The organism is Prevotella sp., from assembly GCF_051059605.1.
GTDB lineage: Bacteria > Bacteroidota > Bacteroidia > Bacteroidales > Bacteroidaceae > Prevotella.
This window is the reverse complement of the sequence record NZ_CP050883.1, coordinates 2,247,675-2,273,546: the sequence shown is the minus strand read 5'-3', so window position 1 is coordinate 2,273,546 and position 25,872 is coordinate 2,247,675. Positions and strand designations below refer to the sequence as shown.

The window sequence follows — 25,872 nt, the reverse complement described above, 5'->3', positions numbered from 1 at the left end:
AAATATGGCTTTTAAGAAAGATACAAAAGTTAAAAATAATTTTACGAAGATTACTATAGGTCTTGCCTCTCCTGAGGAGATCTTGGAAAATTCGTATGGCGAGGTTACAAAACCTGAAACCATTAATTATCGCACATATAAGCCTGAACGTGACGGTCTATTCTGTGAGCGCATTTTCGGTCCTACCCGTGATTATGAATGTGCCTGCGGTAAGTACAAACGTATTCGTTATAAAGGTATAGTATGTGACAGATGTGGTGTAGAGGTAACTGAGAAAAAGGTTCGTCGTGAACGTTCAGGACATATCGAACTTGTTGTCCCAGTTGCACATATCTGGTATTTCCGCTCTTTACCTAACAAGATAGGTTATCTGTTGGGACTTCCTACAAAGAAACTGGATGCTGTGGTATACTACGAAAAGTATATCGTCATCAAGGCAGGTGCTATGGAGGGAAAGAAGGATGCTGATGGTTTGGAACTTAACGGATCTCACAAGATGGATCTCCTTACTGAGGATGAATATCTTGATATCCTTGACAATAGAATTGATCCTAACAATAATTATCTTGATGACAGCGACCCTAATAAGTTTATAGCTAAAATGGGTGCTGAAGCAATTTATGACTTGTTAGCTAATATTGACCTTGATGGGTTGAGCTATGAACTGCGTGACCGTGCTAACAATGATGGTAGCCAGCAGCGTAAGACAGAGGCTTTGAAGCGCCTTCAGGTTGTAGAGGCTTTCCGTGCATCAAAGGAATTCAACAAACCAGAGTGGATGATAATGAAGATTATCCCTGTAACTCCTCCAGAGTTACGTCCACTTGTACCACTTGATGGTGGTAGATTTGCAACATCTGACCTTAACGACTTATATCGTCGTGTCATTATACGTAATAATCGTCTTAAGAGACTTATGGAAATTAAGGCTCCTGAGGTTATCTTACGTAATGAGAAGCGTATGCTTCAGGAAGCTGTCGATTCTTTGTTTGACAACTCACGTAAGTCTTCTGCTGTTAAGAGTGAAAGTAATCGCCCTTTGAAGTCACTTTCAGATTCACTGAAAGGTAAGCAGGGACGTTTCCGTCAGAACTTGCTCGGTAAGCGTGTTGACTATTCTGCACGTTCAGTAATCGTTGTAGGTCCTGAATTGAAGATGGGTGAATGTGGTCTTCCAAAATTAATGGCAGCCGAACTGTTTAAGCCATTTATTATACGTAAGCTTATTGAGCGTGGTATTGTAAAGACTGTAAAGAGTGCAAAGAAGATTGTAGATCGCCGTGAGCCGGTTATCTGGGACATCCTTGAAAATGTAATGAAGGGACACCCTGTAATGCTTAACCGTGCGCCGACACTTCACCGTCTTGGTATTCAGGCTTTCCAGCCAAAACTTATTGAGGGCAAAGCTATTCAGCTTCATCCGCTTGCATGTACTGCATTCAACGCTGACTTTGATGGTGACCAGATGGCTGTCCATCTTCCATTAAGTAATGAGGCTGTACTTGAGGCGCAGATTCTTATGCTGCAAAGTCATAATATTCTGAACCCAGCGAATGGTGCTCCTATTACAGTGCCTTCACAGGATATGGTACTTGGTTTGTATTACATTACAAAGATACGTCCAGGTGCTAAGGGAGAAGGTCTTCATTTCTATGGACCAGAGGAGGCTATGATTGCCAATAACGAGGGACGTTGTGAACTACATGCACGTGTTAAGTGTATAGTTGATGATATCGTTGATGGCAAACCAGTTCGCCACATGGTTGAAACTTCTGTAGGACGTGTTATCGTTAATCAGATTATTCCTGACGAAGTAGGCTTCTTCAATGATATTATTTCTAAGAAAACACTTCGTGGTATCATTTCTGATGTTATTAAGGCTGTTGGTATGGCTCGTGCCTGCTCTTTCCTTGACGGTATCAAGAACTTGGGTTACCGTATGTCTTATGTCGCAGGTCTTTCATTTAACTTGGATGATATTATCATACCAGTGGAGAAGGCTGATATTGTAGGCAAGGGACAGGAAGAAGTTGATCAGATAAAGGCAAATTATGAAATGGGTTTCATCACTGATACTGAGCGTTATAATCAGGTAATTGATGCATGGACTCACGTAAATAATGACCTTGGTAATGTCTTGATGAAAGAGATGACCGAGGCTGACCAGGGATTCAATGCTGTATACATGATGCTTGATTCCGGTGCCCGTGGTTCTAAAGATCAGATTAAGCAGCTTTCTGGTATGCGTGGTCTTATGGCAAAGCCTCAGAAGGCTGGTGCTGAAGGTCAGCAGATCATTGAAAACCCAATTCTTTCTAACTTTAAGGAAGGTATGTCTGTGTTGGAGTACTTCATCTCTTCACATGGTGCTCGTAAGGGTCTTGCTGATACTGCTATGAAGACTGCCGATGCCGGATACTTGACTCGTCGTCTTGTAGACGTCTCTCATGACGTTATTATAACAGAGGATGATTGTGGTACGCTTCGTGGTCTTGAATGTCGTGCGCTAAAGAATGGTGATGAGATTATCTCTACATTATTTGAACGTATTCTTGGACGTGTTTCTGTTCATGACATTGTTCTTCCTACAACAGGTGAGGTTATTGTTCATGCTGGAGAGGAAATCAATGAGGCAAAAGCAAAAATCATTGATGAGTCACCAATTGAAATGGTTGAAATCCGTTCAGTTCTTACTTGCGAAAGCAAGCATGGTGTATGTATGAAGTGTTACGGACGTAACCTTGCTACTGCAAGAATGGTTCAGCTAGGTGAGGCTGTCGGCGTTATCGCTGCTCAGGCTATTGGTGAACCTGGTACACAGCTTACCCTTCGTACTTTCCACGCCGGTGGTGTTGCTGGTAATGCTGCTGCTAATGCAAGTATTGTCGCAAAGAATGACTCTAAAGTTGAATTTGATGAAATACGTACCGTTCCGTTCAAGAACGAGGACGATAAGGATTGTAAAATGGTTGTAAGCCGTCTTGCAGAAATTCGTTTCATCGATCCAAATACAAATATAGTACTTAGTACTCTTAATGTTCCTTACGGTTCTTCACTTTATTTCGGTCAGGGTGACTTGGTAAAGAAGGGCGATCTAATTGCAAAATGGGATCCGTTCAATGCCGTTATCGTTACTGAGTATGCGGGTACATTGAGATTCAATGATGTTATTGAGGGTATTACCTTCCATGCTGAAACCGATGATACAACCGGTTTGACTGAAAAGATTATTACTGATTCTAAGGACCGTTCAAAGGTTCCTACATGTGATATTCTTGATGCTGCTGGTAATGTTGTTGGTACATATAACTTCCCTGTAGGTGGTCACGTTGTTATTGAGGATGGTGCAACAGTTAATACTGGTGAAACTATCGTTAAGATTCCACGTGCTGTTGGTGGTGCCGGTGATATCACTGGAGGTCTGCCTCGTGTAACAGAATTGTTTGAAGCTCGTAATCCATCTAATCCAGCTGTTGTTTCTGAAATCGACGGTGAGGTAACAATGGGCAAGGTTAAGAGAGGAAATCGTGAAATAATCGTAACCTCAAAGACAGGTGATCAGAAGAAATATCTAGTATCATTGTCTAAGCAGATTCTTGTTCAGGAACATGATGCTGTTCGTGCTGGTACACCTCTTTCTGACGGTGTTACTACTCCAGGTGATATCCTTGCAATTAAGGGTCCTACAGCTGTTCAGGAATATATCGTGAATGAGGTACAGGACGTTTATCGTCTTCAGGGTGTGAAGATTAATGATAAGCACTTTGAAATTATCGTTCGCCAGATGATGCGTAAGGTTCGTATAGATGATCCAGGCGATACAACATTCTTGGAGCAGGAATTGGCTGATAAGCTCGACTTTGCTGAAGAGAATGATCGTATTTGGGGCAAGAAAGTTGTCACAGATGCTGGTGATTCAGATGTTATGAAACCAGGTCAGATTGTTACCGCACGTAAGTTGCGTGACGAGAATTCTTCTCTGAAACGTCGTGATCTAAAGCTCATCCAGGTACGTGATGCTGTTCCTGCAACATCTACTCAGATTCTGCAAGGTATTACACGTGCAGCTCTTGCTACAAAGAGCTTTATGAGTGCTGCTTCTTTCCAGGAAACAACTAAGGTTCTTAATGAGGCTGCAATTCGTGGTAAGCAGGATAAGCTTGAAGGTATGAAGGAAAATGTTATTTGTGGACATTTGATACCTGCAGGTACTGGACTTCGTCAATGGGATAAACTTGTAGTAGGTTCGAAAGAAGAGTATGAGCGTATGCAAGCTAATCGTAAAAATGTTCTTGACTTCGCTGAACATGGAGTTGTTACAGAATAATAACGATATACATTAATATACTAGAGTAGGCAACATTTATTGTTGCCTACTCTTTTTTATTATATATAGTTATTACTGTTCCGCAAAAACACGTGATGAGTCTATATTTGGTTTTAAAACAATTAGTAATATTATATTTTCAAGTGGATGGATTTGAATTTTGTATATTTGGACTGACTTACCTGCGTTTTTTGTGTTTTTTAGCTACGGAGCTACGGCATCTCTTGCAAAGCCTCTAAACATTAGGGATATAGTAACGTAGTTTGCTGGATTCAGCTACGGCAAGCTACGTTCTAGCTACGTTAACTTGTGTCTTTTTAAGAATGAAATGTATTCTATGAGTGAATTTGTCAAAGAAACGTTGGCTGCATCTGAGGAACTGAGGATGTTTAAGTTGATACAGTAAACGAGAGTAGAATTTCCAAGCTTGTTTAACTATTCTGATGAATTCCGTTGAATTCTCGGCAAAGAGACTTCGATATTTTTGTCCATGCAATGAAATCAAGTTTGTGCTGTTAGCCAAATTTTCAATTACTGATGCTACACAGAACTTAAAACGCACACACTCTGGACTTTTCTGAGAAACAAGTGTCGAAGTGTCTGTTATTTGAACATCAACTAGTTAGAGTTCTTTTCCAGTATAATCAAATGACGGTGAGGGGGGCAGTAAAATCTAGATAAGAATTTCATCATATTGCATTGCGTTTTACGATGTATTACGATGCGTTTTACGTTATATTGCATTGCGTTTTACGAAGTATTGGAAGGTAAAACAACGTAAAACGCTATGCGTTTCTATATAGAAACGTATGTAAAACTTGATATTTTCACCGTCACCTTGTATTAGTCAATATGGTAGGTAACATATTGATATTCATTATATTGATACTTCGACACTTATATTTTTAAAAGTCCTGAGTGCGCGCGTGCGTATACGTACATTATATATACAGAAATAGACAACGTAGCTAAAACGTAGCTTATCGAAGCTAAATTGGACTAGCAATCTCTTGTTAACCCCCTGTTTATAGGCTTTGCAAGAGATGCCGTAGCTCCGTAGCTAAAAAACACAAAAGACGCAGGTAAGTCAGCTCAAATATACAAAATTTAAATTGTTATTGAGAAATCTGGGCTCCAAACATTTATTTTATCACTTGCTACACTAAAAGCTGATCAACTTAAACTAGACAGTAGAGTTAATTTTTACAGGAGGCACATTTGATGTGGTAATATAAATACTTAAGCAAAAATTATCATTTCCAAAATGAGAAATTGTTTTTATACTAGTGCCAATAAGTAGATAATTATTTTGTTAGTTTTCTTGTGTGTGCGAAAGTTTTTACGTACCTTTGTATGTATAATAAACCTTTAGATTAGTAATAGTTATGGAAGATAATAAGAATCAGGGATTGCAGATAGAATTAAAACCAGAAGTTGCAAAGGGTGTATATGCCAATCTTGCGCTAATAACACATTCAAGTTCAGACTTTGTTCTTGACTTTGCCAGTATACTACCTGGTCTACCAAAGCCAGAGATAAACGCTCGTGTAATAATGGCTCCAGAGCATGCTAAGCGTTTGCTTCAGGCTCTACAGGAAAATGTGTATAAGTACGAGCAGCAGTTTGGTAAAATTGTTATACCTGAGCAGCAATCAGGTATTATTGCCCCATTTGATTTACCTAAAAAAGAGTCATAGAATAATCGCATTTTAAAATAAATGTTAATAAAGTCTATATCTTGCTAATTTCGGTAAGATATAGACTTTTCGCATTCTTTATAATTAGGTAATTCAAAGTTTTGTTCGTACCTTTGCAGCCCGAAATGGGCATGTTTTAATGCCTAGTTTTCTGTAAAGTGACAATAATAAAATAAATATATAAATTAAAAAAGTAAAATTATGCCTACTATTTCACAGTTAGTAAGAAAAGGCAGAAAGGTGATTGTTGACAAGAGCAAGTCACCAGCTTTGGACAACTGTCCTCAGCGCCGCGGTGTTTGTGTTCGTGTTTACACTACAACACCTAAGAAGCCTAATTCAGCAATGCGTAAGGTTGCACGTGTACGTTTGACAAACCAGAAGGAAGTAAACTCTTACATTCCAGGAGAAGGACATAACCTTCAGGAGCACTCAATCGTTCTTGTACGTGGTGGTCGTGTAAAGGACCTTCCAGGTGTACGTTATCACATCGTTCGTGGTACTCTTGATACCGCAGGTGTTGCTAATCGTACTCAGCGTCGTTCTAAGTATGGTGCTAAGCGTCCAAAGGCAGCTAAGAAGTAATTCTGAAATTAAAGAAATTTTTATCCGTTTTGCTGGAGATATTGTTAATAACAGGTTGAGTAAATGTTCGGGAGCGGACATTGAAGGACAGTAAGAAACAGCCCCATGCAGAATTTATTTTTCAAACAAAATGAGAAAAGCAAAACCAAAGAAACGCGTGATCCTTCCGGATCCAGTTTACAATGACCAGAAGGTCTCTAAGTTCGTTAATCATTTGATGTATGATGGTAAGAAGAATACATCTTATGAAATCTTTTACAAGGCTCTTGATACTGTAAAGGATAAGATGACAAAAGAAGAGAAGCCGGCTCTTGAAATATGGAAGCAGGCTCTTGATAACATCACTCCTCAGGTTGAGGTAAAAAGCCGCCGTATTGGTGGTGCTACATTCCAGGTGCCAACAGAAATACGCCCAGATCGTAAGGAAAGTATTTCAATGAAGAACCTAATCCAGTATGCACGTAAGCGTGGTGGTAAGTCAATGGCTGAGAAGTTGGCTGCTGAAATTATGGATGCTTATAACAATCAGGGTGGCGCATTCAAGCGTAAGGAAGATATGCATCGTATGGCTGAGGCTAACCGTGCATTCGCTCATTTCAGATTCTAATCATATAAAGGTAAAAAGAAAATGGCAAATCGCGATTTACATTTGACTCGTAACATCGGTATCATGGCTCACATTGATGCAGGAAAGACTACAACGTCTGAGCGTATCTTGTTTTACACTGGTAAAACTCATAAAATTGGTGAGGTTCATGATGGTGCGGCTACAATGGACTGGATGGCCCAAGAGCAGGAGCGTGGTATAACTATTACTTCTGCGGCTACCACTTGTAACTGGAATTACGAAAATGACTCATACAAGATTAACTTGATAGATACTCCGGGACACGTTGACTTTACTGCTGAGGTAGAGCGCTCACTTCGTGTACTTGACGGAGCTGTTGCTACATATTCTGCTGCTGATGGTGTTCAACCTCAGTCAGAGACTGTTTGGCGTCAGGCTGATAAGTATAATGTTCCTCGTATCGGTTATGTTAATAAGATGGACCGTTCTGGTGCAGATTTCTATGAAACAGTTCGCCAGATGAAGACTGTTCTTGGTGCAAATCCTTGCCCAATTCAGATTCCTATCGGTGCTGAAGAAAACTTCAAAGGTGTTGTAGATCTTATCACTATGAAGGCTATTCTTTGGCATGACGAGACAATGGGTGCTGAGTATGATATAGAAGAAATACCTGCAGAACTTGTTGACGAAGCTACTGAATGGCACGACAAGATGATAGAGAATGCAGCTAATTTTGATGATGAAGTTATGGAACTTTACCTTGACGGTAAAGAAGTTCCAACTGACAAGTTGATTGCTGCTATCCGTAAGGGTACTATCTCAATGGAGCTTACTCCTATGCTTCTTGGTTCTTCGTATAAGAACAAGGGTGTACAGCCACTTCTTGATTATATTTGTGCATTCTTGCCTTCTCCTCTTGATACAGAAGCTATTATGGGTACAAACCCTGATACTGATGAAGAAGAGGGTCGTAAACCAACTGAGGATGCTCCAACATCAGCTCTTGCGTTTAAGATTGCTACCGACCCATTCATGGGACGTCTAGTTTTCTTCCGTGTTTATTCAGGTAAGGTTGCTGCTGGTTCATATGTATACAATCCTCGTTCTGGTAAGCGTGAGCGTATCAGCCGTCTGTTCCAGATGAACTCAAAGCAGGAAATTCCTATGGAATCTATCGATGCCGGTGATATCGGTGCAGGTGTTGGTTTCAAGGATATTCGTACTGGTGATACTCTTTGTGATGAGAATCATCCTATCGTTCTTGAGTCAATGACATTCCCTGATACTGTAATCTCTGTTGCTGTTGAACCAAAGAGCCAGGCTGACGTTGCTAAGATGGATACTGGTCTTGCTAAACTTGCAGAAGAGGATCCAACATTTACTGTTCGTACTGATGAGCAGAGCGGTCAGACTATCATTTCTGGTATGGGTGAACTTCACCTTGATATCATTATTGACCGTCTTAAGCGCGAGTTCAAGGTTGAATGTAATCAGGGTAAGCCACAGGTTAATTATAAGGAGGCTATTACTCGCACAGCACAGAGCCGTGAAACTTATAAGAAGCAGTCTGGTGGTCGTGGTAAGTTCGCTTGTATCGATGTTACTATTGGTCCTAAGGATGAGGATTATAAGGAAGGTGATTTGCAATTCGTTAATGCTGTAAAGGGTGGTAATGTTCCTAAGGAATTCATACCATCTGTACAGAAAGGTTTTGCTGATTGCTTGTCTAATGGTGTTCTTGGTGGTTTCCCAATGACTGGTCTTAAGGTTACTCTTTCTGATGGTAGCTTCCATCCAGTTGACTCTGATCAGTTGTCTTTCGAACTAGTAGCTCATCAGGCATTCAAAGTTCTTTGCCCTAAGGCTGGTCCTGTTCTTATGGAACCAATCATGAAGGTTGAGGTTGTTACTCCAGAAGAGAACATGGGAGATGTAATCGGTGACTTGAATAAGCGTCGTGGTCTTGTACAGGGTATGGAAGAGGCTCGTAGCGGTGCACGTATCGTTAAAGCTATGGTTCCATTGGCTGAAATGTTCGGCTATGTAACAGCTTTGCGTACAATCACTTCAGGTCGTGCTACTTCTTCAATGGAGTATGATCATCATTCACCTCTATCTTCAACAATAGCTAAGGCTGTTCTAGAAGAGGTTCATGGACACTCAGAACTACTGTAAAAGAATATTAAAGTGGGGTGAGCCGTTTAGCGAATGACTCTTAAACGGTGATCCCTTACTTCTTTATTAATACATTTATAATTAAATTAAACAATGAGTCAGAAAATTAGAATTAAGCTGAAGTCTTATGACCACATGTTGGTTGATAAGTCAGCTGAAAAGATTGTGAAGGCTGTTAAGGCTACAGGCGCTATTGTTAGCGGTCCTATTCCATTGCCAACTCACAAGCGTATCTACACAGTGAACCGTAGTACTTTCGTTAACAAGAAGGCTCGTGAGCAATTCCAGCTCTCAGATTTCAAGCGCCTTATTGATATCTATAGTTCTACAGCTAAGACTGTTGATGCTTTGATGAAACTTGATTTGCCTTCAGGCGTAGAAGTTGAAATTAAAGTCTAATTTTATTAAGTTTAGTATTAATCTTTAAAATTTTTATTGAAATGCCAGGATTAATTGGAAAAAAAATCGGAATGACATCCGTTTTCAGTGCCGACGGTAAGAATGTACCGTGCACTGTTATCGAAGCTGGTCCTTGTGTTGTAACCCAGATCAAAACAGAAGAAAAAGATGGTTACAAAGCTGTTCAATTAGGTTACGGAGAGGCTAAGGAGAATCGTACTTCTAAGCCAATGATGGGAACCTTTACGAAGGCAGGCACAACACCAAAGAAGCACTTGGCCGAGTTCAAGTTTGACGAGGAGCATAACCTCGGCGATACTATTACTGTTGAACTTTTCGCTGATGCTAAGTTTGTAGACATCGTTGGAACCTCTAAAGGTAAAGGTTTCCAGGGTGTTGTTAAGCGCCACGGTTTTGCTGGTGTAGGTCAAAGTACTCACGGTCAGGATGACCGAGCTCGTAAACCGGGATCTATTGGTGCTTGTTCTTATCCTGCAAAGGTGTTTAAGGGCATGCGCATGGGTGGTCAAATGGGTGGTGACCGTGTTACTACTCAGAATCTCCAGGTGTTAAAGGTAATTCCAGAACATAATCTCCTTCTTGTTAAGGGTTCTGTTGCTGGATGTAATGGTTCAACCGTTTTAATCAATAAGTAATGGAAGTTAGCGTTTTAAATATAAATGGTCAGGAGACCGGAAGAAAGGTAACTCTTAATGAGGCTATCTTCGGAATTGAACCTAACGATCACGTTCTTTATCTTGATGTAAAACAATATCTTGCACAACAGCGTCAGGGTACTGCAAAATCTAAGGAAAGAAGTGAGATAAGTGGTTCTACTCGCAAACTTGGTCGTCAGAAAGGTGGCGGCGGTGCTCGTCGTGGTGATATCAATTCACCAATTCTTGTTGGTGGTGGTCGTGTTTTCGGTCCTAAGCCACGTAATTATGACTTCAAATTAAACAAGAAAGTAAAAGTTCTTGCTCGTAAGTCTGCACTCTCATATAAGGCTCAGGAAAGTGCTATTGTTGTTGTTGAAGACTTCAACTTTGAGGCTCCAAAAACTAAAGATTTTATAAATTTTACTAAAAATCTTAAAGTCGAGGACAAGAAGGCACTTGTTGTTTTGCCAGAAGTTAATAAAAACGTATATTTGTCTGCTCGTAACTTAAAGCGTGCTAATGTAATGACTGCTTCAACACTCAATTCGTATAAAGTTTTGAATGCTGATGTCTTGGTTATAACAGAAAGCTCACTAAAGGCTATCGACGGTATCTTAACAAAGTAAAAAAGGAGAAATTAGAATATGGCATTTATTATAAAACCATTGGTTACTGAAAAGCAGACCAATATCACGGAGAAGAACGCTAGCCGTTATGGCTTCATCGTTCGACCTGAGGCTAATAAACTCCAAATTAAGAAAGAGGTCGAAGGTCTGTATAATGTTACAGTAGTAGATGTGAACACTCTTCGTTACGCTGGAAAGCGTTCTAGCCGCTTTACAAAGGCTGGACTCGTTAAGGGTCAGAAGAATGCGTTCAAAAAAGCAATCGTCACTGTAAAGGATGGCGATTCAATTGATTTTTACAGCAATATTTAAATAAAAAATGGCAGTACGTAAATTAAACCCGGTTACACCGGGACAAAGACACAAAGTTATTGGCACGTTCGAGGATATTACTGCATCCGTGCCAGAGAAGTCTCTCGTTTACGGCAAACGTTCTACTGGTGGTCGAAACAACACTGGTAAGATGACCGTTCGCTATATTGGTGGTGGCCATAAGCAGAAGTTTCGTTTGATAGACTTTAAACGTGAGAAAGATGGTGTTCCTGCTGTAGTTAAGACAATTGAGTATGATCCAAACAGATCAGCTCGTATTGCTCTTCTTAATTACGCAGATGGTGAAAAACGTTACATTATTGCTCCTAATGGACTGCAGGTAGGTACTACTCTGATGTCTGGCGCAGAAGCTGCCCCAGAGATTGGTAATACTCTTCCACTTGCAAACATTCCTGTAGGTACAGTGATTCATAACATTGAATTACGTCCAGGACAGGGTGCTTTGTTAGTTCGTTCGGCTGGTAATTTTGCTCAGTTGACTTCTCGTGAGGGTAGTTATTGTGTTATTAAGCTCCCTTCTGGTGAAACACGCCAGATTTTGAGTGCTTGTAAAGCAACTATTGGTAGTGTCGGTAATTCTGATCACGCATTGGAGCAGTCTGGTAAGGCCGGTCGCTCTCGTTGGTTAGGTCGTCGCCCTCATAACCGTGGTGTTGTTATGAACCCTGTTGATCACCCAATGGGTGGTGGTGAAGGTCGTCAGAGTGGTGGACATCCACGTTCTCGTAAGGGTCTTTACGCAAAGGGTCTTAAGACTCGTGCACCGAAGAAGCTTTCTAGCAAGTATATTATCGAAAGAGCTAACAAAAAATAAAGAGTAAATTATGAGTCGTTCATTAAAAAAAGGTCCATACATAAACGTATCACTCGAAAAGAAGGTTCTCGCTATGAACGAGAGCGGTAAGGCGAGTGTTGTTAAAACATGGGCTAGAGCATCAATGATTTCCCCTGATTTTGTGGGACACACTGTTGCAGTTCATAACGGAAACAAATTTATCCCTGTTTACATTACTGAGAATATGGTTGGTCACAAGCTCGGAGAGTTTGCACCAACACGTCGTTTTGGCGGACACTCTGGTAACAATAGAAAGTAAGCGGGTTTAAACCATTTAACAAATTAGAATAAATAATGGGAGCAAGAAAACATATCGCAGCTGAAAAATTAAAGGAAGCTCGCAAAAATTTGTACTTCGCTAAGCTCAAAGGCGTTCCTTCTTCTCCACGTAAAATGCGCTACGTTGTAGACATGATTCGTGGTATGGAAGTTAACCGCGCTCTCGGAGTACTTAAGTTCTCTAAGAAGCAGGCTGCTGCAGACGTTGAGAAGCTGCTACGCTCAGCAATTGCTAACTGGGAGAATAAAAATGACCGTAAGGCTGAAGATGGTGAACTTTATATTAGTAAGGTCTTCGTAGACGGAGGTGTTACTATGAAACGTATGAGACCTGCACCACAGGGTCGTGGTTTTAGAATCCGTAAGCGTTCTAATCACGTCACCTTGTTTGTAGAAGCCAAAACTAACGACGAAAATAATTAATAGAATGGGACAGAAAGTTAATCCAATAAGCAACCGACTTGGTATTATCCGTGGTTGGGATTCAAATTGGTTTGGTGGCAAGAACTTCGGAGATAGCCTCGTAGAGGATCGTAAAATCCGTAAGTATCTTAATGAGCGCCTAGCAAAGGCTAGCGTTTCTCGCATTGTCATCGAGCGTACACTGAAACTCGTCACCATCACTATTTGTACAGCCCGTCCGGGTATCGTCATTGGTAAAGGTGGTCAGGATGTTGATAAACTTAAGGAAGAGTTGAAGAAACTCTATAATAAGGATATTCAAATTAACATCTTTGAAGTTAAAAGACCAGAGCTTGATGCAAACATCGTAGGTAACAGCATCGCACGTCAGGTTGAAGGTAAAATTTCTTACCGTCGTGCAATAAAGATGGCTGTTCAAAATACAATGCGTGCAGGAGCAGAAGGTATAAAGGTTCAAATTACAGGTCGTCTGAACGGAGCTGAAATGGCTCGTAAGGAAATGTTCAAGGAGGGTCGTACTCCATTGCATACTTTCCGCGCAGACATCGATTACTGTCAGGTTGAGGCCCTCACTAAGGTTGGTCTTCTGGGTATTAAGGTTTGGATTTGCCGTGGAGAAGTTTATGGCAAGCGTGACTTAACACCTAATTTTACTCAGGAGAAGCAGAATGGTGGCCGTTCTAATGGTGGCCGTAATGGTCGTGGCGGTAATCGTAAGAGAAACAATAACCGTTAAATGTAGAAGCTATCATGTTACAGCCAAAAAGAGTAAAATATAGAAGACCTCAAGATGGTCGCGGTAATAAAGGTAACGCGCACAGAGGTACACAATTGGCTTTTGGTTCGTTTGGTATCAAGACTCTTGAGCCAAAATGGATTAATAGTCGTCAGATAGAGGCAGCTCGTGTAGCTGTAAACCGCTATATGAATCGTCAGGGACAGGTTTGGATAAGAATCTTCCCTGATAAACCAATCACTCGTAAACCAGCCGATGTCCGTATGGGTAAAGGTAAGGGTGATCCTGCTGGATGGGTTGCACCAGTAACACCGGGACGTATCCTCTTTGAAGTAGAGGGAGTTTCTTTTGACATTGCTAAAGAGGCGCTTCGCCTTGCTGCTCAGAAGCTTCCTGTCAAGACAAAGTTTGTTGTTAGACGTGATTTCGATAAAAACGCTTAAACTATGAAGATTAAAGAATTAAAAGAACTTGATGTCAAGGGATTGGCAGAAAAGTTGGAGACATCTAAGGCAAAACTCCATCAAATGAAGTTGAACCATTCAATAGCTCCTCTTGAGAATCCATCACAGATTAAGGCTGCTCGTCGTGATATAGCACGTATTGAAACAGAACTTCGTCAGAGAGAACTTAATAAATAATAATGGTCCAGATGGAAACAAGAAATTTAAGAAAAGTAAGACAGGGTGTTGTTGTCAGCAACAAAATGGATAAAACCATTGTTATTGCCTCTAAGTTCAAAGAGAAGCACCCTATTTATGGTAAATTTGTCCAGAAGACAAAGAAGTACCATGCTCACGACGAGAAAAATGAAGCAAATGTAGGTGATACAGTGCAGATTATGGAGACTCGTCCTCTATCTAAGACAAAAAGATGGAGATTAGTACAAATTGTAGAAAAAGCTAAGTAATTATGATACAGGCAGAATCAAAACTTACAGTATGTGATAACAGCGGCGCACGTGAGGCAAAATGCATCCGTGTTCTCGGTGGTACCGGTCGTCGTTATGCTAGTGTTGGTGACGTTATAGTAGTTGCTGTACAAAACGTCATTCCTTCTAGCGATTTGAAAAAAGGTGCAGTATCAAAGGCTTTGATCGTACGCACAAAGAAGGAAATTCGTCGTGCTGATGGTTCTTATATCCGTTTCGATGATAACGCATGTGTATTGCTCAATAATGCAGGTGAACTTCGTGGTAGTCGTATCTTCGGTCCTGTAGCTCGCGAGCTTCGTGCAGTAAACATGAAAGTCGTATCTTTGGCACCTGAGGTTCTTTAATTAATCATAAAACAAGTAAGTAATGAGTAAGTTACATATAAAGAAAGACGACACAGTGGTTGTTCTTGCCGGTGGTGACAAGGGCAAGACTGGTAAGGTGCTCAAGGTGTTGGTTGAAAAGAACCGTGCTATCGTCGAGGGGGTAAAACTCGTGTCAAAGAGCACTAAGCCTTCTGCTAAGAATCCTCAAGGAGGTATTGTTAAGCAAGAGGCTTCAATTCATATTTCAAATCTCAGTCTGATCGATCCTAAGAGTGGTAAAGCTACTCGTGTTGCTATCAAGCATGATGGCAAGAATGTGGTTCGTATCGCTAAAAAGTCAGGGGAGGAAATCAAATAATGGATACAGCACAGTTAAAGAAAGTATATAAGGAGACTATTGCTCCTGAACTTCAAAAGCAGTTTAACTATTCTTCAACAATGCAGATTCCTGTTTTGAAGAAGATTGTTATCAATCAAGGTCTTGGTGATGCTACACAGGACAAGAAAATTGTTGATGTAGCGGTTAATGAGATTACTGCTATTACGGGACAGAAGGCTGTAGCTACATATTCTAAGAAGGATATTGCTAACTTCAAACTTCGTAAAAAGATGCCTATTGGTGTTATGGTTACACTTCGTGGTGCACGCATGTATGAATTCCTAGAGAAGCTCATCCGCGTATCTCTTCCACGTATCCGTGACTTCAAGGGTATTGAAAGCAAGTTTGATGGTCGTGGTAACTACACTTTGGGTATTACCGAGCAGATTATCTTTCCTGAGATAAATATCGATGAAATTGACCGTATCCAGGGTATGAACATTACTTTCGTATCATCAGCTAATACTGATGAAGAGGGTTATGCTCTTCTGAAGGCTTTCGGTCTTCCATTCAAGAACGTTAAAAACGATTAAGGAATATGGCAAAAGAATCAATGAAAGCTCGCGAAGTTAAGCGTGCAAAGCTAGTTGCTCGTTTCGCTGAAAAGCGCGCAGCTCTGAAAAAGATTATCGCTACTTCTGAGGATCCAGCTGAAGCTTACGAGGCTGCTCGTAAACTACAGGGTTTCCCAAAGAATTCAAACCCAATTCGTCTTCACAACCGTTGCAAGATTACAGGTCGTCCTAAAGGATATATCCGTCAGTTCGGTCTTTCTCGTATTCAATTCCGTGAAATGGCGTCTGCAGGTTTGATACCTGGAGTAAGGAAGGCCAGTTGGTAATGATAATGATATTGTGATTAGTGATAAGGATTAATGCTTTGGCATATACCTTTTCACTACCACTTTTCATGATCCATCCGAATTTTTTTTTTAATATTGTCGGGATATCCCGATTAATTAAACATTTATATTTTATGACAGATCCAATAGCAGATTATCTGACAAGGCTCAGAAATGCAATTATGGCTCATCATCGTGTTGTTGAGGTTCCTGCATCTAACTTGAAAAAAGAGATTACAAAGATCCTTTTTGAAAAAGGTTACATCTTGAATTACAAGTTCGTTGATGAAGGTCCACAGGGTTCAATTAAGGTCGCTTTGAAATACGACCCATCAACAAAGCAGAGCGCAATCAAGAGTTTGAAGCGCGTGTCTACACCAGGTTTGCGTCAGTATACCGGTTATAAAGACATGCCGAGAGTAATTAACGGATTAGGTATTGCAATATTATCTACATCTAAAGGTGTAATGACTAACAAGGAAGCTGCCGGTCTTAAGATTGGTGGTGAAGTTCTTTGCTATATTTATTAATTGGAGGATTTTATATGTCAAGAATAGGTAAATTGCCAATTAGTATCCCTTCAGGTGTTACAGTTAGTTTCGACAAGAAAACTGACATTATTACAGTTAAAGGTCCTAAGGGAGAACTTTCACAGAAAATAGATCCTTCAATCATTGTTGAGAACAATGAAGGAACTATTACATTCACAGTTGATGAGAATAGCCCAGTTAACGTTAAGCAAAAGCAGGCTTTTCATGGCCTCTACCGCTCATTGGTTAACAATATGGTTATTGGTGTAAGTGAAGGTTATAAGAAAGTTTTGGAACTTGTAGGTGTTGGTTACCGTGTGTCAAATCAGGGTAATGTCATTGAATTTTCACTTGGTTATACACACCCAATCTTTATGGAACTTCCTACAGAGGTTAAGGTTGAGACTAAGTCTGAAAGAAACCAGAATCCAATTCTTACACTTGAGTCTACTGACAAGCAATTGTTGGGTCTTATTTGTGCAAAAATTCGTTCTTTCCGTATGCCTGAACCTTACAAGGGAAAGGGTATCCTGTTCCAGGGTGAGGTTATTCGCAGAAAGTCTGGTAAATCAGCTGCAGCTAAGTAATTTTAATTGATTTTACGATTATGACAACAAAGAAAGTAGAAAGACGAATTAAGATAAAGTTCCGCATTCGTAAGAGTGTAAACGGAACAGCTGAGCGTCCACGTCTTAGTGTTTTCCGCTCAAATAAGCAGATATACGCTCAGGTAATTAATGATTTGACAGGTACTACACTTGTTTCAGCTTCATCTCTTGGTCTTGAAAAATTGGCTAAGATTGATCAAGCTAAGAAAGTTGGTGAACTTGTTGCTGAAAAAGCAAAGGCCGCAGGTGTTGAATCTGTAGTTTTCGACCGTAATGGCTATCTCTATCATGGTCGCGTTCAGGCTCTTGCTGACGCAGCTAGAGAGGGAGGATTAAAATTCTAAACGATTATGGCAATGAATAAAGTAAAAGTAAATAGTGACGCAGAACTGAAAGATCGTTTGGTTGCTATCAACCGCGTAACTAAGGTTACAAAGGGTGGTCGTACATTCACATTCTCTGCTATCGTCGTTGTTGGTGATGGCAAAGGTGTTATCGGCTGGGGCTTAGGCAAGGCTGGTGAAGTTACTGCTGCTATAGCTAAGGGTGTAGAGGCTGCTAAGAAAAATCTTGTGAAGGTTCCTGTACTTAAGGGAACTGTTCCTCATGAGATAGAGGTTTCATTTGGTGGTGCTTTGGTTCTCTTGAAGCCAGCAGCAGCTGGTACCGGTCTAAAGGCTGGTGGTGCTATGCGTGCTGTTCTTGAGAGCGTTGGTGTTACAGATGTTATCGCTAAGTCTAAAGGCTCATCAAACCCTCACAACCTTGTAAAGGCTACAATCGCCGCTTTGTCACAGATGCGTGACGCTTATACAATAGCAGGTAATCGTGGCATTAGTATGGATAAAGTATTTAACGGTTAATAGGAGAGTAAACAATGGCAACAATAAAAATCAAGCAGATAAAGAGTAAAATCGGTTATCCAGTTGATCAGAAGCGCACACTTCTTGCCCTGGGTCTTCATAAGATCTCTCAGGTTGTTGAAGTTGAGGACGTTCCTAGCATCCGCGGTATGATCCGCAAGGTTCATCACCTGGTTAACGTAGTTGAATAATTAATCTTTTAATATCGAGTCGATTATGAAATTAAATAATTTAACACCAGCTGAGGGCTCTACACATACACGTCGTCGTATTGGCCGTGGTACGGGTTCTGGACTGGGTGGTACCTCTACACGTGGTAATAAGGGTGCTAAATCTCGTTCTGGTTATAAGAGAAAGATTGGTTTTGAAGGTGGTCAGATGCCTCTTCAGCGCCGTATTCCTAAGGCTGGTTTCAAGAATATCAACCATAAAGAATATTTCGCAGTAAACCTTTCTGTTCTACAGAAAATAGCTGAGGAAAAGAACCTCACAAAGATTGGCATTGCTGAACTCAAAGAAGCAGGTCTTACTAACGGCAAGCACCTTGTAAAGGTACTTGGTAATGGCGAGTTGAAAGCTAAACTAGAAGTTGAGGCAAATGCATTCTCTAAGACTGCCGAAGAAGCTATTAAGGCAGTAGGTGGTAACGCAACTATAATCTAAGTAAATGAAAAAGTTTTTTGAGACACTAAAGAACTGTTGGAAGGTTGAGGATTTGCGTCAGCGTATTCTCATTACCATTCTATTCACGGCAATCTATCGTTTCGGGTCGTTCGTTGTACTTCCAGGTATCAACCCGGCTAAGTTGGCAACACTTCAGTCGCAGACTGCGGGCGGTCTAATGTCGCTGTTAGACATGTTCTCTGGTGGTGCATTTTCCAATGCGTCAATCTTCGCACTTGGAATTATGCCTTACATCTCAGCTTCTATCGTTATGCAACTCCTTGCTGTCGCTGTACCTTATTTTCAAAAGATGCAGCGTGAAGGTGAGAGCGGTCATAAAAAGATAAATTGGTATACACGTTTGCTCACGGTAGCCATTTTGGTTTTCCAAGCACCTGCATACTTAATGAATCTAAAGGTGCAAGCTAGTCAAGCTTTGGCTAGCGGCATCTCTTGGACAATCTTTATTATTCCCGCAACAATCATCTTGGCAGCAGGTAGTATGTTCGTCCTTTGGCTTGGTGAGCGCATTACTGATAAAGGTGTCGGAAATGGAATCTCTTTGATCATTATGATCGGTATCATGGCACGTTTGCCCCAAGCATTCGTCCAAGAGGTAAGCTCACGTTTTACTGCCATTTCCGGTGGTGGATTAGTGATGTTTATTGCTGAGATTCTAATTCTCTATGCAGTTGTTTGTGCATCAATTCTTTTGGTGCAAGGAACTCGCAAAATACCAGTTCAGTACGCAAAACGTCTTGTTGGAAACAAGCAGTATGGTGGCGCCCGCCAGTACATTCCCTTGAAGCTATTTGCTGCTAATGTAATGCCTATCATCTTTGCTCAGGCTTTGATGTTCATTCCTTTGGCTATAGTTAAATATCAGAGTGAGAATGCCTCATGGGTTGTTCGTTCATTGATGGATAATCACAGTGCACTATATAATGTTGTATACGTTATTTTAATTATAGCGTTCACATATTTTTATACTGCGATTACATTGAATCCAACTCAGATGGCTGAGGATATGAAACGCAATAACGGATTTATCCCTGGTATTAAACCTGGAAAGGATACGGCTGAGTATATTGACACCATAATGTCTCGTATAACTTTGCCTGGTTCGTTGTTTATTGCGTTAATCGCTGTTATGCCTGCTCTTGCTGGTCTTCTTGATGTTCAGCAGGCGTTTTCACAGTTCTTTGGTGGTACATCTCTACTGATTCTTGTTGGCGTTGTTATTGATACACTTCAGCAGATAGAGAGTCATTTGATGATGCGTCATTATGACGGACTTTTGAATTCGGGACACACTCGTAACAATGGTGGCGTTTCAGCATATTAATCAGGTTCTTGGAAATGAAAATATTTCTGAAGACTGAAGATGAAATAGACCTAATGCGCAAAGCAAACCGACTTGTCGGTGCTACTTTGGCTGAATTAGGTAGAAATATAAAGCCAGGTGTAACGACTCTCCAATTGGATAAAATAGCGGATGAGTTTATAAGGGATCACGGTGCAGAACCTACCTTTAAGAACTTTCCCAACCCATTTGGAGAGCCTTATCCGGCTTCAATCTGTACTTCTGTTAACGACATTGTTGTTCATGGTATACCAAGCGATAAGGTCGTTCTAAAAGATGGGGACATTATATCAATAGATTGTGGAACGCTTTTAGATGGATACAATGGAGATTCTTGTTATACGTTTGCTGTTGGTGAGATCTCGTCTGAAGTTAGTCAGCTTTTGAAAGCTACTAAAAAATCTTTGTATCTAGGAATAGAGCAGGCTGTGGCAGGTAAGCATGTTGGTGATATAGGTGCGGCCGTACAGGAATATTGTGAAGGATGCGGTTATGGAGTAGTCAGAGAATTGACAGGTCATGGCATTGGCAAGGAAATGCATGAGGCACCTCAGATTCCGAACTACGGTTCGAAAGGAAATGGAGTAATGCTGAAGGCAGGGATGTGCATAGCTATTGAGCCAATGATTACTATGGGTGACCATAATATATGGATGCTCCCAGATAAGTGGAGTATAATAACACGTGATCGCAAACCAGCAGCTCATTTTGAGCATACTATAGCAATACGTAAAGGTCAGGCCGAGATTTTATCAACGTTTGAAGAAATTGAAAATCATTAAGTAGAATAATTATATGGCAAAACAATCCGCTATAGAGCAGGATGGAACAATTGTAGAGAATCTTTCTAATGCAATGTTTCGTGTAGAACTTGAAAATGGAGTTCAGATTATAGCCCACATCTCTGGTAAGATGCGAATGCATTACATTAAAATCCTTCCTGGTGATAAGGTGAAGGTAGAGATGAGTCCTTATGATTTGACAAAAGGCAGAATCGTTTTCAGATACAAATAATTCATCATACATACAGATATGAAAACAAGAGCATCATTAAAGAAGCGTACAGCAGACTGTAAGATCGTTCGTCGTAAAGGTCGTTTGTTCGTTATCAACAAGAAAAACCCTAAGTTTAAATTACGTCAGGGTTAATGTTAAAGTAGTGTAAAAGTTGATTTAAATGAATTTTTATTTCTAACTTTGCACGTTCTTTAGCGAGAATTAAATTCTAATTATTAAATTTTTTTATACAATTTAAAAATGGCAATAAGAATTGTTGGAGTAGATTTGCCCCAGAATAAGCGTGGCGAAATCGCATTGACTTATATCTATGGTATAGGTCGAAGTAGTTCAGCAAAGATATTGGATACGGCCGGCGTTAGCCGCGACCTGAAGGTCAGCGATTGGACTGACGATCAGGCAGCCAAAATCCGTGAAATTATCGGCGCTGGGTTCAAAGTAGAGGGTGATCTTCGTTCAGAGATCCAAATGAACATTAAGCGACTGATGGATATTGGTTGCTATCGTGGAGTTAGACATCGTAATGGTCTTCCTGTTCGTGGTCAGAGTACTAAGAACAACGCTCGTACTCGTAAGGGTAAGAAGAAGACTGTTGCTAATAAGAAAAAGGCTACTAAGTAATTTTAAAGGAAATTAATTATGGCAAAGACAAAAGCAACATCTAAAAAAAGAAACGTAAAGGTTGACGCAATTGGTCAGCTTCACGTTCATAGTTCTTTCAATAATATTATCGTATCCCTAGCTAACAGTGAAGGTCAAATTATTTCTTGGTCATCAGCTGGTAAGATGGGTTTCCGTGGCTCTAAGAAGAACACTCCTTATGCTGCTCAGATGGCAGGTGAGGATTGTGCAAAGGTAGCGTTTGAACTAGGTCTTCGTAAGGTTAAGGCTTACGTTAAAGGTCCTGGTAACGGTCGTGAGTCTGCAATACGTGCGGTAAACGCAACTGGTATTCAGGTAACAGAGATTGTTGACGTTACACCATTACCACATAATGGTTGTCGTCCTCCTAAGCGTCGTAAGGTATAATATTTAAGAAATAAAAATTAACGCACATATTTTTATATTATGGCAAGATATATAGGTCCGAAATCTAAAATTGCACGTCGATTTGGTGAGCCAATATTCGGCGCAGACAAAGTTTTGTCCAAGAGAAACTTCCCTCCTGGACAGCATGGCAATAACCGTCGCAGAAAAATGTCTGAGTACGGTGTCATGTTGGCAGAGAAGCAGAAAGCTAAGTATACTTATGGTGTACTAGAGCGTCAGTTCCGTAATATGTTTACCAAGGCTGCAAAGTCAGACGGTATCACTGGTGAGGTTCTTCTTCAGAGCCTAGAGTGCCGTCTTGATAATGTTGTCTTCCGTCTCGGTATTGCTCCTACACGTGCAGCAGCACGTCAGTTGGTTGGCCACAAGCACATCACTGTAGATGGAGCAGTAGTGAACATTCCTTCATTCTCAGTAAAACCAGGAATGATCGTTGGTCTTCGTGAAAAGTCTAAGTCTCTTGAGGTTGTTGAAGCAGCTCTTGCTGGTTTCAATCACAGCAAGTATCCTTGGATGGAGTGGGACGAGAACACTAAGAGTGGAAAGTTCTTACACAAGCCAGAGCGTGCAGACATCCCTGAGAATATAAAGGAACAATTAATCGTTGAGTTGTACTCTAAATAAATCATTGAATTAATGGCGATATTAGCATTTCAAAAACCTGATAAAGTTGTAATGTTGGAGGCTAATGACAAGTTCGGCAAGTTCGAATTTCGTCCTCTTGAGCCTGGCTTTGGTGTTACCGTTGGTAACGCATTGCGCCGCATTCTCCTTTCATCTCTGGAGGGTTATGCCATCAACACAATCCGAATTTCGGGTGTTGAGCATGAATTTTCTTCAGTACCTGGTGTAAAGGAAGATGTAACCAACATTATCTTGAATTTGAAACAAGTAAGATTCAAGCAAGTAGTAGAAGAATTCGAGAATGAGAAAGTTAGTATCACAGTTGAGAATTCTACGGAATTCAAGGCAGGTGATATTGGTAAGTATTTGACTGGATTTGAAGTGTTAAACCCTGATTTGGTGATTTGTCATTTGGATGCCAAAGCCATGATGCAGATTGATCTTACAATTAACAAAGGTAGGGGCTATGTTCCTGCTGATGAGAATCGTGAGTTCTGCACTGATGTCAACGTTATTCCAATCGATTCTATTTACACCCCTATCCGCAACGTCAAATATTCAGTTGAACCATATCGTGTTGAGCAAAAGACCGACTATGATAAACTGGTTATAGAAGTTACTACGGACGGTTCTATCCAACCGAAGGATGCGCTTAAGGAAGCTGCCAAGATACTTATCTATCACTTTATGTTGTTCTCTGATGAAAAGATTACATTGGAATCTCCAGATCAAGAAGGCAATCAAGAGTTTGATGAGGAAATTCTACACATGCGCCAGTTGCTCAAGACTAAGTTGGTTGACATGAACCTTAGTGTTCGTGCACTAAATTGCTTGAAGGCTGCAGATGTTGAGACTCTTGGTGACTTAGTTCAGTTTAACAAAACTGATCTTCTTAAGTTCCGTAACTTTGGTAAGAAATCGCTTTCTGAGCTTGATGATTTGCTGGAAAGTCTGAATCTGTCATTTGGAACCGACATTTCAAAGTATAAACTGGACAAGGATTAGTCAATCACTTGTCCTCTAATAGAAAAAAACAAAAATGAGACATAATAAAAAATTTAACCACCTGGGTCGTACTGCATCTCATCGTGATGCCATGTTAGCAAATATGGCTATATCTTTGATTATGCACAAAAGAATCACTACGACTCTTGCAAAGGCAAAAGCCTTGAAGAAGTATGTTGAGCCGCTAATAACACGCTCAAAGGAAGATACAACAAACTCACGTCGTGTAGTTTTCCGTTATCTTCAGAATAAGTTCGCTATCAAGGAACTCTTCGGAGAGGTTGCAGCTAAGGTGGCTAATCGTCCTGGTGGTTATACTCGCGTAATTAAGTTGGGTACACGTCAGGGTGATGCTGCTGATATTGCTTTCATCGAGCTCGTAGACTTCGATGAGAACATGGCAAAGACACCAAAGGTAGAAGCTAAGAAGACTCGCCGTAGCCGTAAGTCAACAAAGGCTGAAGCTCCTGTTGAGACTCCTGTTGCTGAAACAGAGGAAGCTCCAAAAGCAGAGTAATTTTAACGATTATACTTTACATACGAGAGAAGCGCAATGTTTTTACATTGCGCTTTTTTTTTATTTTTAGGGATTTCCCCATTTAGATTTAGGTAAAAATCCTTTTTTATAATTCTATTTTGTTGTATCTTCGCTGTATTATTAAAACAATATTATGAGGAAGGCAATAATCATATTTGCTGCCATAGTTTTGGTACTTGGTAGCTGTGGGACTTATACTGGTGATGGTGCTTATATTGGTTCTAATCTCGGGTCAATACTTGGAAGTGCTATTGGTGGTCTGGCTAATGGACCACGAGGCTCAGATATAGGAACAATAGTTGGGATGGCTGGTGGAGCTGTTGTTGGTGCTGTCGTAGGTAATGCTGCTGATCAACGATCTGCTAATGAACCTTGCTGCAAAGTTGAACAACCTGTTGTACAGGAGCCGACATATAGAGTGCAACCGCAATATCATGATAGCATTATTGATGAAAGTAATTCCGGTGATGATAGAATTTATGATTTTAATAGTTCAGATTACACTACAAACAATAGTACTAGGCTTCCTGTTAGCAAAGAAACATCAACTACAAGTGCTGGAATTTCACAACCAGCTATAGAAATACGTAATGCCCGTTTCATAGATGACACTATGGATGGGAAAATCCAGAGAGGTGAACTTAGTAAGGTGATTTTTGAAGTTATGAATCATAGTTCAGAAATACTTGTTGATGTTCAGCCAGAAGTTATTGAAACTACTAAGAATAAGCACATAAAAATTTCTCCTAGCATACATGTAGAAAGCATACAACCTGGCACCGGCATCCGTTATACAGCTCTTGTTTTGGCAGATCATCGCTTGACATTAGGTAGTATTCATCTTCAATTATCAGTGTTTGTAAATGGAAAACAACAAACTTTTCCAACAGAGTTCCAAATACCAACAATAAAATGATTGCATTTATAATGTGTATAAATTCAGTTATGATAGTAGTTTCATAAATTATATGCTTTATATGGTTATCTTTTAAGATAAATATTGGATGAATTTAGTATGATTCAAAAAAGTAGTTAATCATTGCATAAAACATTTATAATTAAAGAAGTAATGTTGAAAATGATGCAATTAATGCTAAAAAAGTAGCTTAAAATTAATTTAGCTCTTGACAAGAACGGTAATTATTATTATATTTGCGGTAAGATGTAATTTTGCATTGACTAATTAAATGGAAAGATCATGAAAACTAACAAGGAGTTACAAGAGCAGATCCTTAAAGTTTACACTCGTGACGAGGAAAATGACAAAGGACCCACACAAGTTCAAATAATTTCTACTGATGTGTGGTACAATTGATTTATGAATGCGTTTTCCTGTATGTGATATCTCATTTTAACTAAATTGGTTGTTATTATAGGAAAATGATCTATATGGATTATAAGATAATTATAATTCAACAAAATTCGGGAGCGTTTCTATTATATTAGGGAGAACGCTCCCGAATATTTTTTATGATTTTCTCTTCATAAT

Annotated in this window: 36 protein-coding genes; all 36 read left to right on the top strand. The window is 40.2% G+C overall.

The genetic code is table 11. The annotated features are described in order from the left end of the window. Positions 1–4: 4 nt before the first annotated feature. The 36 genes from rpoC to HEQ28_RS08750 all read left to right on the top strand — a co-directional run bounded on the left by rpoC (position 5) and on the right by HEQ28_RS08750 (position 25,299). Positions 5–4,327 (top strand): DNA-directed RNA polymerase subunit beta', encoded by a 4,323-nt coding sequence (rpoC, locus tag HEQ28_RS08925; protein ID WP_434501900.1) that lies wholly within the window; start codon positions 5–7, stop codon positions 4,325–4,327. 1,385 nt (positions 4,328–5,712) lie between these two features. After that, positions 5,713–6,024, top strand: a complete 312-nt coding sequence (locus tag HEQ28_RS08920; protein ID WP_434501899.1) for a DUF3467 domain-containing protein — start codon at positions 5,713–5,715, stop codon at positions 6,022–6,024. A 201-nt stretch (positions 6,025–6,225) separates the two neighbouring features. Continuing rightward, on the top strand, positions 6,226–6,609 hold the full coding sequence (rpsL, locus tag HEQ28_RS08915; protein WP_018462913.1) for a 30S ribosomal protein S12: 384 nt from the start codon (positions 6,226–6,228) through the stop codon (positions 6,607–6,609). A gap of 130 nt (positions 6,610–6,739) precedes the next feature. After that, positions 6,740–7,216, top strand: coding sequence for a 30S ribosomal protein S7 (rpsG, locus tag HEQ28_RS08910; protein ID WP_434501898.1), 477 nt, complete (start codon positions 6,740–6,742; stop codon positions 7,214–7,216). A gap of 21 nt (positions 7,217–7,237) precedes the next feature. Then, the gene (gene fusA / locus HEQ28_RS08905) at positions 7,238–9,352 is read left to right on the top strand and encodes an elongation factor G (protein ID WP_434501897.1); all 2,115 of its coding nucleotides are present in this window, start codon (positions 7,238–7,240) and stop codon (positions 9,350–9,352) included. Between the two features lie 93 nt (positions 9,353–9,445). Further along, positions 9,446–9,751: a 30S ribosomal protein S10 gene (gene rpsJ / locus HEQ28_RS08900; protein WP_018462916.1), complete on the top strand. Its 306-nt coding sequence runs from the start codon at positions 9,446–9,448 to the stop codon at positions 9,749–9,751. Positions 9,752–9,792: 41 nt separating this feature from the next. Then, complete coding sequence (rplC, locus tag HEQ28_RS08895) at positions 9,793–10,407, top strand: 50S ribosomal protein L3 (RefSeq protein ID WP_434501896.1); 615 nt, start codon at positions 9,793–9,795, stop codon at positions 10,405–10,407. Then, positions 10,407–11,036, top strand: coding sequence for a 50S ribosomal protein L4 (rplD, locus tag HEQ28_RS08890; RefSeq protein ID WP_434501895.1), 630 nt, complete (start codon positions 10,407–10,409; stop codon positions 11,034–11,036). Before rplC ends, rplD begins: the two co-directional genes overlap by 1 nt. An 18-nt stretch (positions 11,037–11,054) precedes the next feature. Continuing rightward, the gene (gene rplW / locus HEQ28_RS08885) at positions 11,055–11,348 is read left to right on the top strand and encodes a 50S ribosomal protein L23 (protein ID WP_296959170.1); all 294 of its coding nucleotides are present in this window, start codon (positions 11,055–11,057) and stop codon (positions 11,346–11,348) included. 7 nt (positions 11,349–11,355) lie between these two features. Continuing rightward, entirely contained in the window at positions 11,356–12,183 is an 828-nt protein-coding gene (gene rplB, locus HEQ28_RS08880) for a 50S ribosomal protein L2 (protein WP_434501894.1), read from the top strand. Between the two features lie 10 nt (positions 12,184–12,193). Continuing rightward, positions 12,194–12,463 carry a 30S ribosomal protein S19 gene (gene rpsS / locus HEQ28_RS08875; RefSeq protein WP_018462921.1) on the top strand — a complete coding sequence of 90 codons (270 nt, stop codon included), beginning with the start codon at positions 12,194–12,196 and terminating at the stop codon, positions 12,461–12,463. Positions 12,464–12,498: 35 nt separating this feature from the next. Beyond that, positions 12,499–12,906, top strand: a complete 408-nt coding sequence (rplV, locus tag HEQ28_RS08870) for a 50S ribosomal protein L22 (RefSeq protein WP_434501893.1) — start codon at positions 12,499–12,501, stop codon at positions 12,904–12,906. 4 nt (positions 12,907–12,910) lie between these two features. After that, on the top strand, positions 12,911–13,642 hold the full coding sequence (rpsC, locus tag HEQ28_RS08865) for a 30S ribosomal protein S3 (protein ID WP_434501892.1): 732 nt from the start codon (positions 12,911–12,913) through the stop codon (positions 13,640–13,642). 14 nt (positions 13,643–13,656) lie between these two features. Then, the gene (rplP, locus tag HEQ28_RS08860; protein WP_004371782.1) at positions 13,657–14,085 is read left to right on the top strand and encodes a 50S ribosomal protein L16; all 429 of its coding nucleotides are present in this window, start codon (positions 13,657–13,659) and stop codon (positions 14,083–14,085) included. A 3-nt stretch (positions 14,086–14,088) separates the two neighbouring features. After that, on the top strand, positions 14,089–14,283 hold the full coding sequence (rpmC, locus tag HEQ28_RS08855; protein ID WP_434501891.1) for a 50S ribosomal protein L29: 195 nt from the start codon (positions 14,089–14,091) through the stop codon (positions 14,281–14,283). Positions 14,284–14,285: 2 nt separating this feature from the next. Continuing rightward, on the top strand, positions 14,286–14,552 hold the full coding sequence (rpsQ, locus tag HEQ28_RS08850; RefSeq protein ID WP_007134552.1) for a 30S ribosomal protein S17: 267 nt from the start codon (positions 14,286–14,288) through the stop codon (positions 14,550–14,552). 2 nt (positions 14,553–14,554) lie between these two features. Next, positions 14,555–14,920 carry a 50S ribosomal protein L14 gene (rplN, locus tag HEQ28_RS08845; RefSeq protein WP_018462927.1) on the top strand — a complete coding sequence of 122 codons (366 nt, stop codon included), beginning with the start codon at positions 14,555–14,557 and terminating at the stop codon, positions 14,918–14,920. A gap of 22 nt (positions 14,921–14,942) precedes the next feature. Next, complete coding sequence (rplX, locus tag HEQ28_RS08840; RefSeq protein ID WP_434501890.1) at positions 14,943–15,260, top strand: 50S ribosomal protein L24; 318 nt, start codon at positions 14,943–14,945, stop codon at positions 15,258–15,260. After that, positions 15,260–15,814 carry a 50S ribosomal protein L5 gene (rplE, locus tag HEQ28_RS08835; protein WP_434501889.1) on the top strand — a complete coding sequence of 185 codons (555 nt, stop codon included), beginning with the start codon at positions 15,260–15,262 and terminating at the stop codon, positions 15,812–15,814. Before rplX ends, rplE begins: the two co-directional genes overlap by 1 nt. 5 nt (positions 15,815–15,819) lie before the next feature. After that, the gene (gene rpsN / locus HEQ28_RS08830) at positions 15,820–16,122 is read left to right on the top strand and encodes a 30S ribosomal protein S14 (RefSeq protein WP_434501888.1); all 303 of its coding nucleotides are present in this window, start codon (positions 15,820–15,822) and stop codon (positions 16,120–16,122) included. 134 nt (positions 16,123–16,256) lie between these two features. Further along, a complete protein-coding gene (gene rpsH, locus HEQ28_RS08825; protein ID WP_434501887.1) occupies positions 16,257–16,652 on the top strand; it encodes a 30S ribosomal protein S8 in 396 nt (131 codons plus the stop codon). Between the two features lie 14 nt (positions 16,653–16,666). Continuing rightward, the gene (gene rplF / locus HEQ28_RS08820; RefSeq protein ID WP_434501886.1) at positions 16,667–17,239 is read left to right on the top strand and encodes a 50S ribosomal protein L6; all 573 of its coding nucleotides are present in this window, start codon (positions 16,667–16,669) and stop codon (positions 17,237–17,239) included. A 20-nt stretch (positions 17,240–17,259) separates the two neighbouring features. Then, positions 17,260–17,604 (top strand): 50S ribosomal protein L18, encoded by a 345-nt coding sequence (gene rplR / locus HEQ28_RS08815; RefSeq protein ID WP_434501885.1) that lies wholly within the window; start codon positions 17,260–17,262, stop codon positions 17,602–17,604. A 6-nt stretch (positions 17,605–17,610) separates the two neighbouring features. Next, on the top strand, positions 17,611–18,123 hold the full coding sequence (gene rpsE, locus HEQ28_RS08810) for a 30S ribosomal protein S5 (protein WP_434501884.1): 513 nt from the start codon (positions 17,611–17,613) through the stop codon (positions 18,121–18,123). Between the two features lie 14 nt (positions 18,124–18,137). Continuing rightward, positions 18,138–18,314: a 50S ribosomal protein L30 gene (rpmD, locus tag HEQ28_RS08805; protein WP_018462935.1), complete on the top strand. Its 177-nt coding sequence runs from the start codon at positions 18,138–18,140 to the stop codon at positions 18,312–18,314. A gap of 25 nt (positions 18,315–18,339) precedes the next feature. Further along, positions 18,340–18,786 (top strand): 50S ribosomal protein L15, encoded by a 447-nt coding sequence (gene rplO / locus HEQ28_RS08800; RefSeq protein ID WP_018462936.1) that lies wholly within the window; start codon positions 18,340–18,342, stop codon positions 18,784–18,786. Between the two features lie 4 nt (positions 18,787–18,790). Continuing rightward, complete coding sequence (gene secY / locus HEQ28_RS08795; protein WP_434501883.1) at positions 18,791–20,131, top strand: preprotein translocase subunit SecY; 1,341 nt, start codon at positions 18,791–18,793, stop codon at positions 20,129–20,131. 14 nt (positions 20,132–20,145) lie between these two features. Beyond that, a complete protein-coding gene (gene map, locus HEQ28_RS08790; protein ID WP_434501882.1) occupies positions 20,146–20,931 on the top strand; it encodes a type I methionyl aminopeptidase in 786 nt (261 codons plus the stop codon). Positions 20,932–20,944: 13 nt separating this feature from the next. Further along, positions 20,945–21,163 (top strand): translation initiation factor IF-1, encoded by a 219-nt coding sequence (gene infA / locus HEQ28_RS08785; protein ID WP_018462939.1) that lies wholly within the window; start codon positions 20,945–20,947, stop codon positions 21,161–21,163. An 18-nt stretch (positions 21,164–21,181) separates the two neighbouring features. Beyond that, positions 21,182–21,298, top strand: a complete 117-nt coding sequence (gene rpmJ / locus HEQ28_RS08780; protein WP_004335771.1) for a 50S ribosomal protein L36 — start codon at positions 21,182–21,184, stop codon at positions 21,296–21,298. A 108-nt stretch (positions 21,299–21,406) separates the two neighbouring features. Next, positions 21,407–21,787, top strand: coding sequence for a 30S ribosomal protein S13 (gene rpsM / locus HEQ28_RS08775; RefSeq protein WP_434501881.1), 381 nt, complete (start codon positions 21,407–21,409; stop codon positions 21,785–21,787). 18 nt (positions 21,788–21,805) lie between these two features. Beyond that, complete coding sequence (gene rpsK, locus HEQ28_RS08770; RefSeq protein ID WP_434501880.1) at positions 21,806–22,195, top strand: 30S ribosomal protein S11; 390 nt, start codon at positions 21,806–21,808, stop codon at positions 22,193–22,195. Positions 22,196–22,234: 39 nt separating this feature from the next. Beyond that, entirely contained in the window at positions 22,235–22,840 is a 606-nt protein-coding gene (gene rpsD, locus HEQ28_RS08765; RefSeq protein WP_434501879.1) for a 30S ribosomal protein S4, read from the top strand. A 12-nt stretch (positions 22,841–22,852) separates the two neighbouring features. After that, positions 22,853–23,845 (top strand): DNA-directed RNA polymerase subunit alpha, encoded by a 993-nt coding sequence (locus HEQ28_RS08760; protein ID WP_018462943.1) that lies wholly within the window; start codon positions 22,853–22,855, stop codon positions 23,843–23,845. Between the two features lie 34 nt (positions 23,846–23,879). Next, the gene (gene rplQ / locus HEQ28_RS08755) at positions 23,880–24,362 is read left to right on the top strand and encodes a 50S ribosomal protein L17 (RefSeq protein WP_434501878.1); all 483 of its coding nucleotides are present in this window, start codon (positions 23,880–23,882) and stop codon (positions 24,360–24,362) included. 154 nt (positions 24,363–24,516) lie between these two features. After that, entirely contained in the window at positions 24,517–25,299 is a 783-nt protein-coding gene (locus HEQ28_RS08750; protein WP_434501877.1) for a glycine zipper domain-containing protein, read from the top strand. The last annotated feature ends 573 nt before the right edge of the window (positions 25,300–25,872 follow it).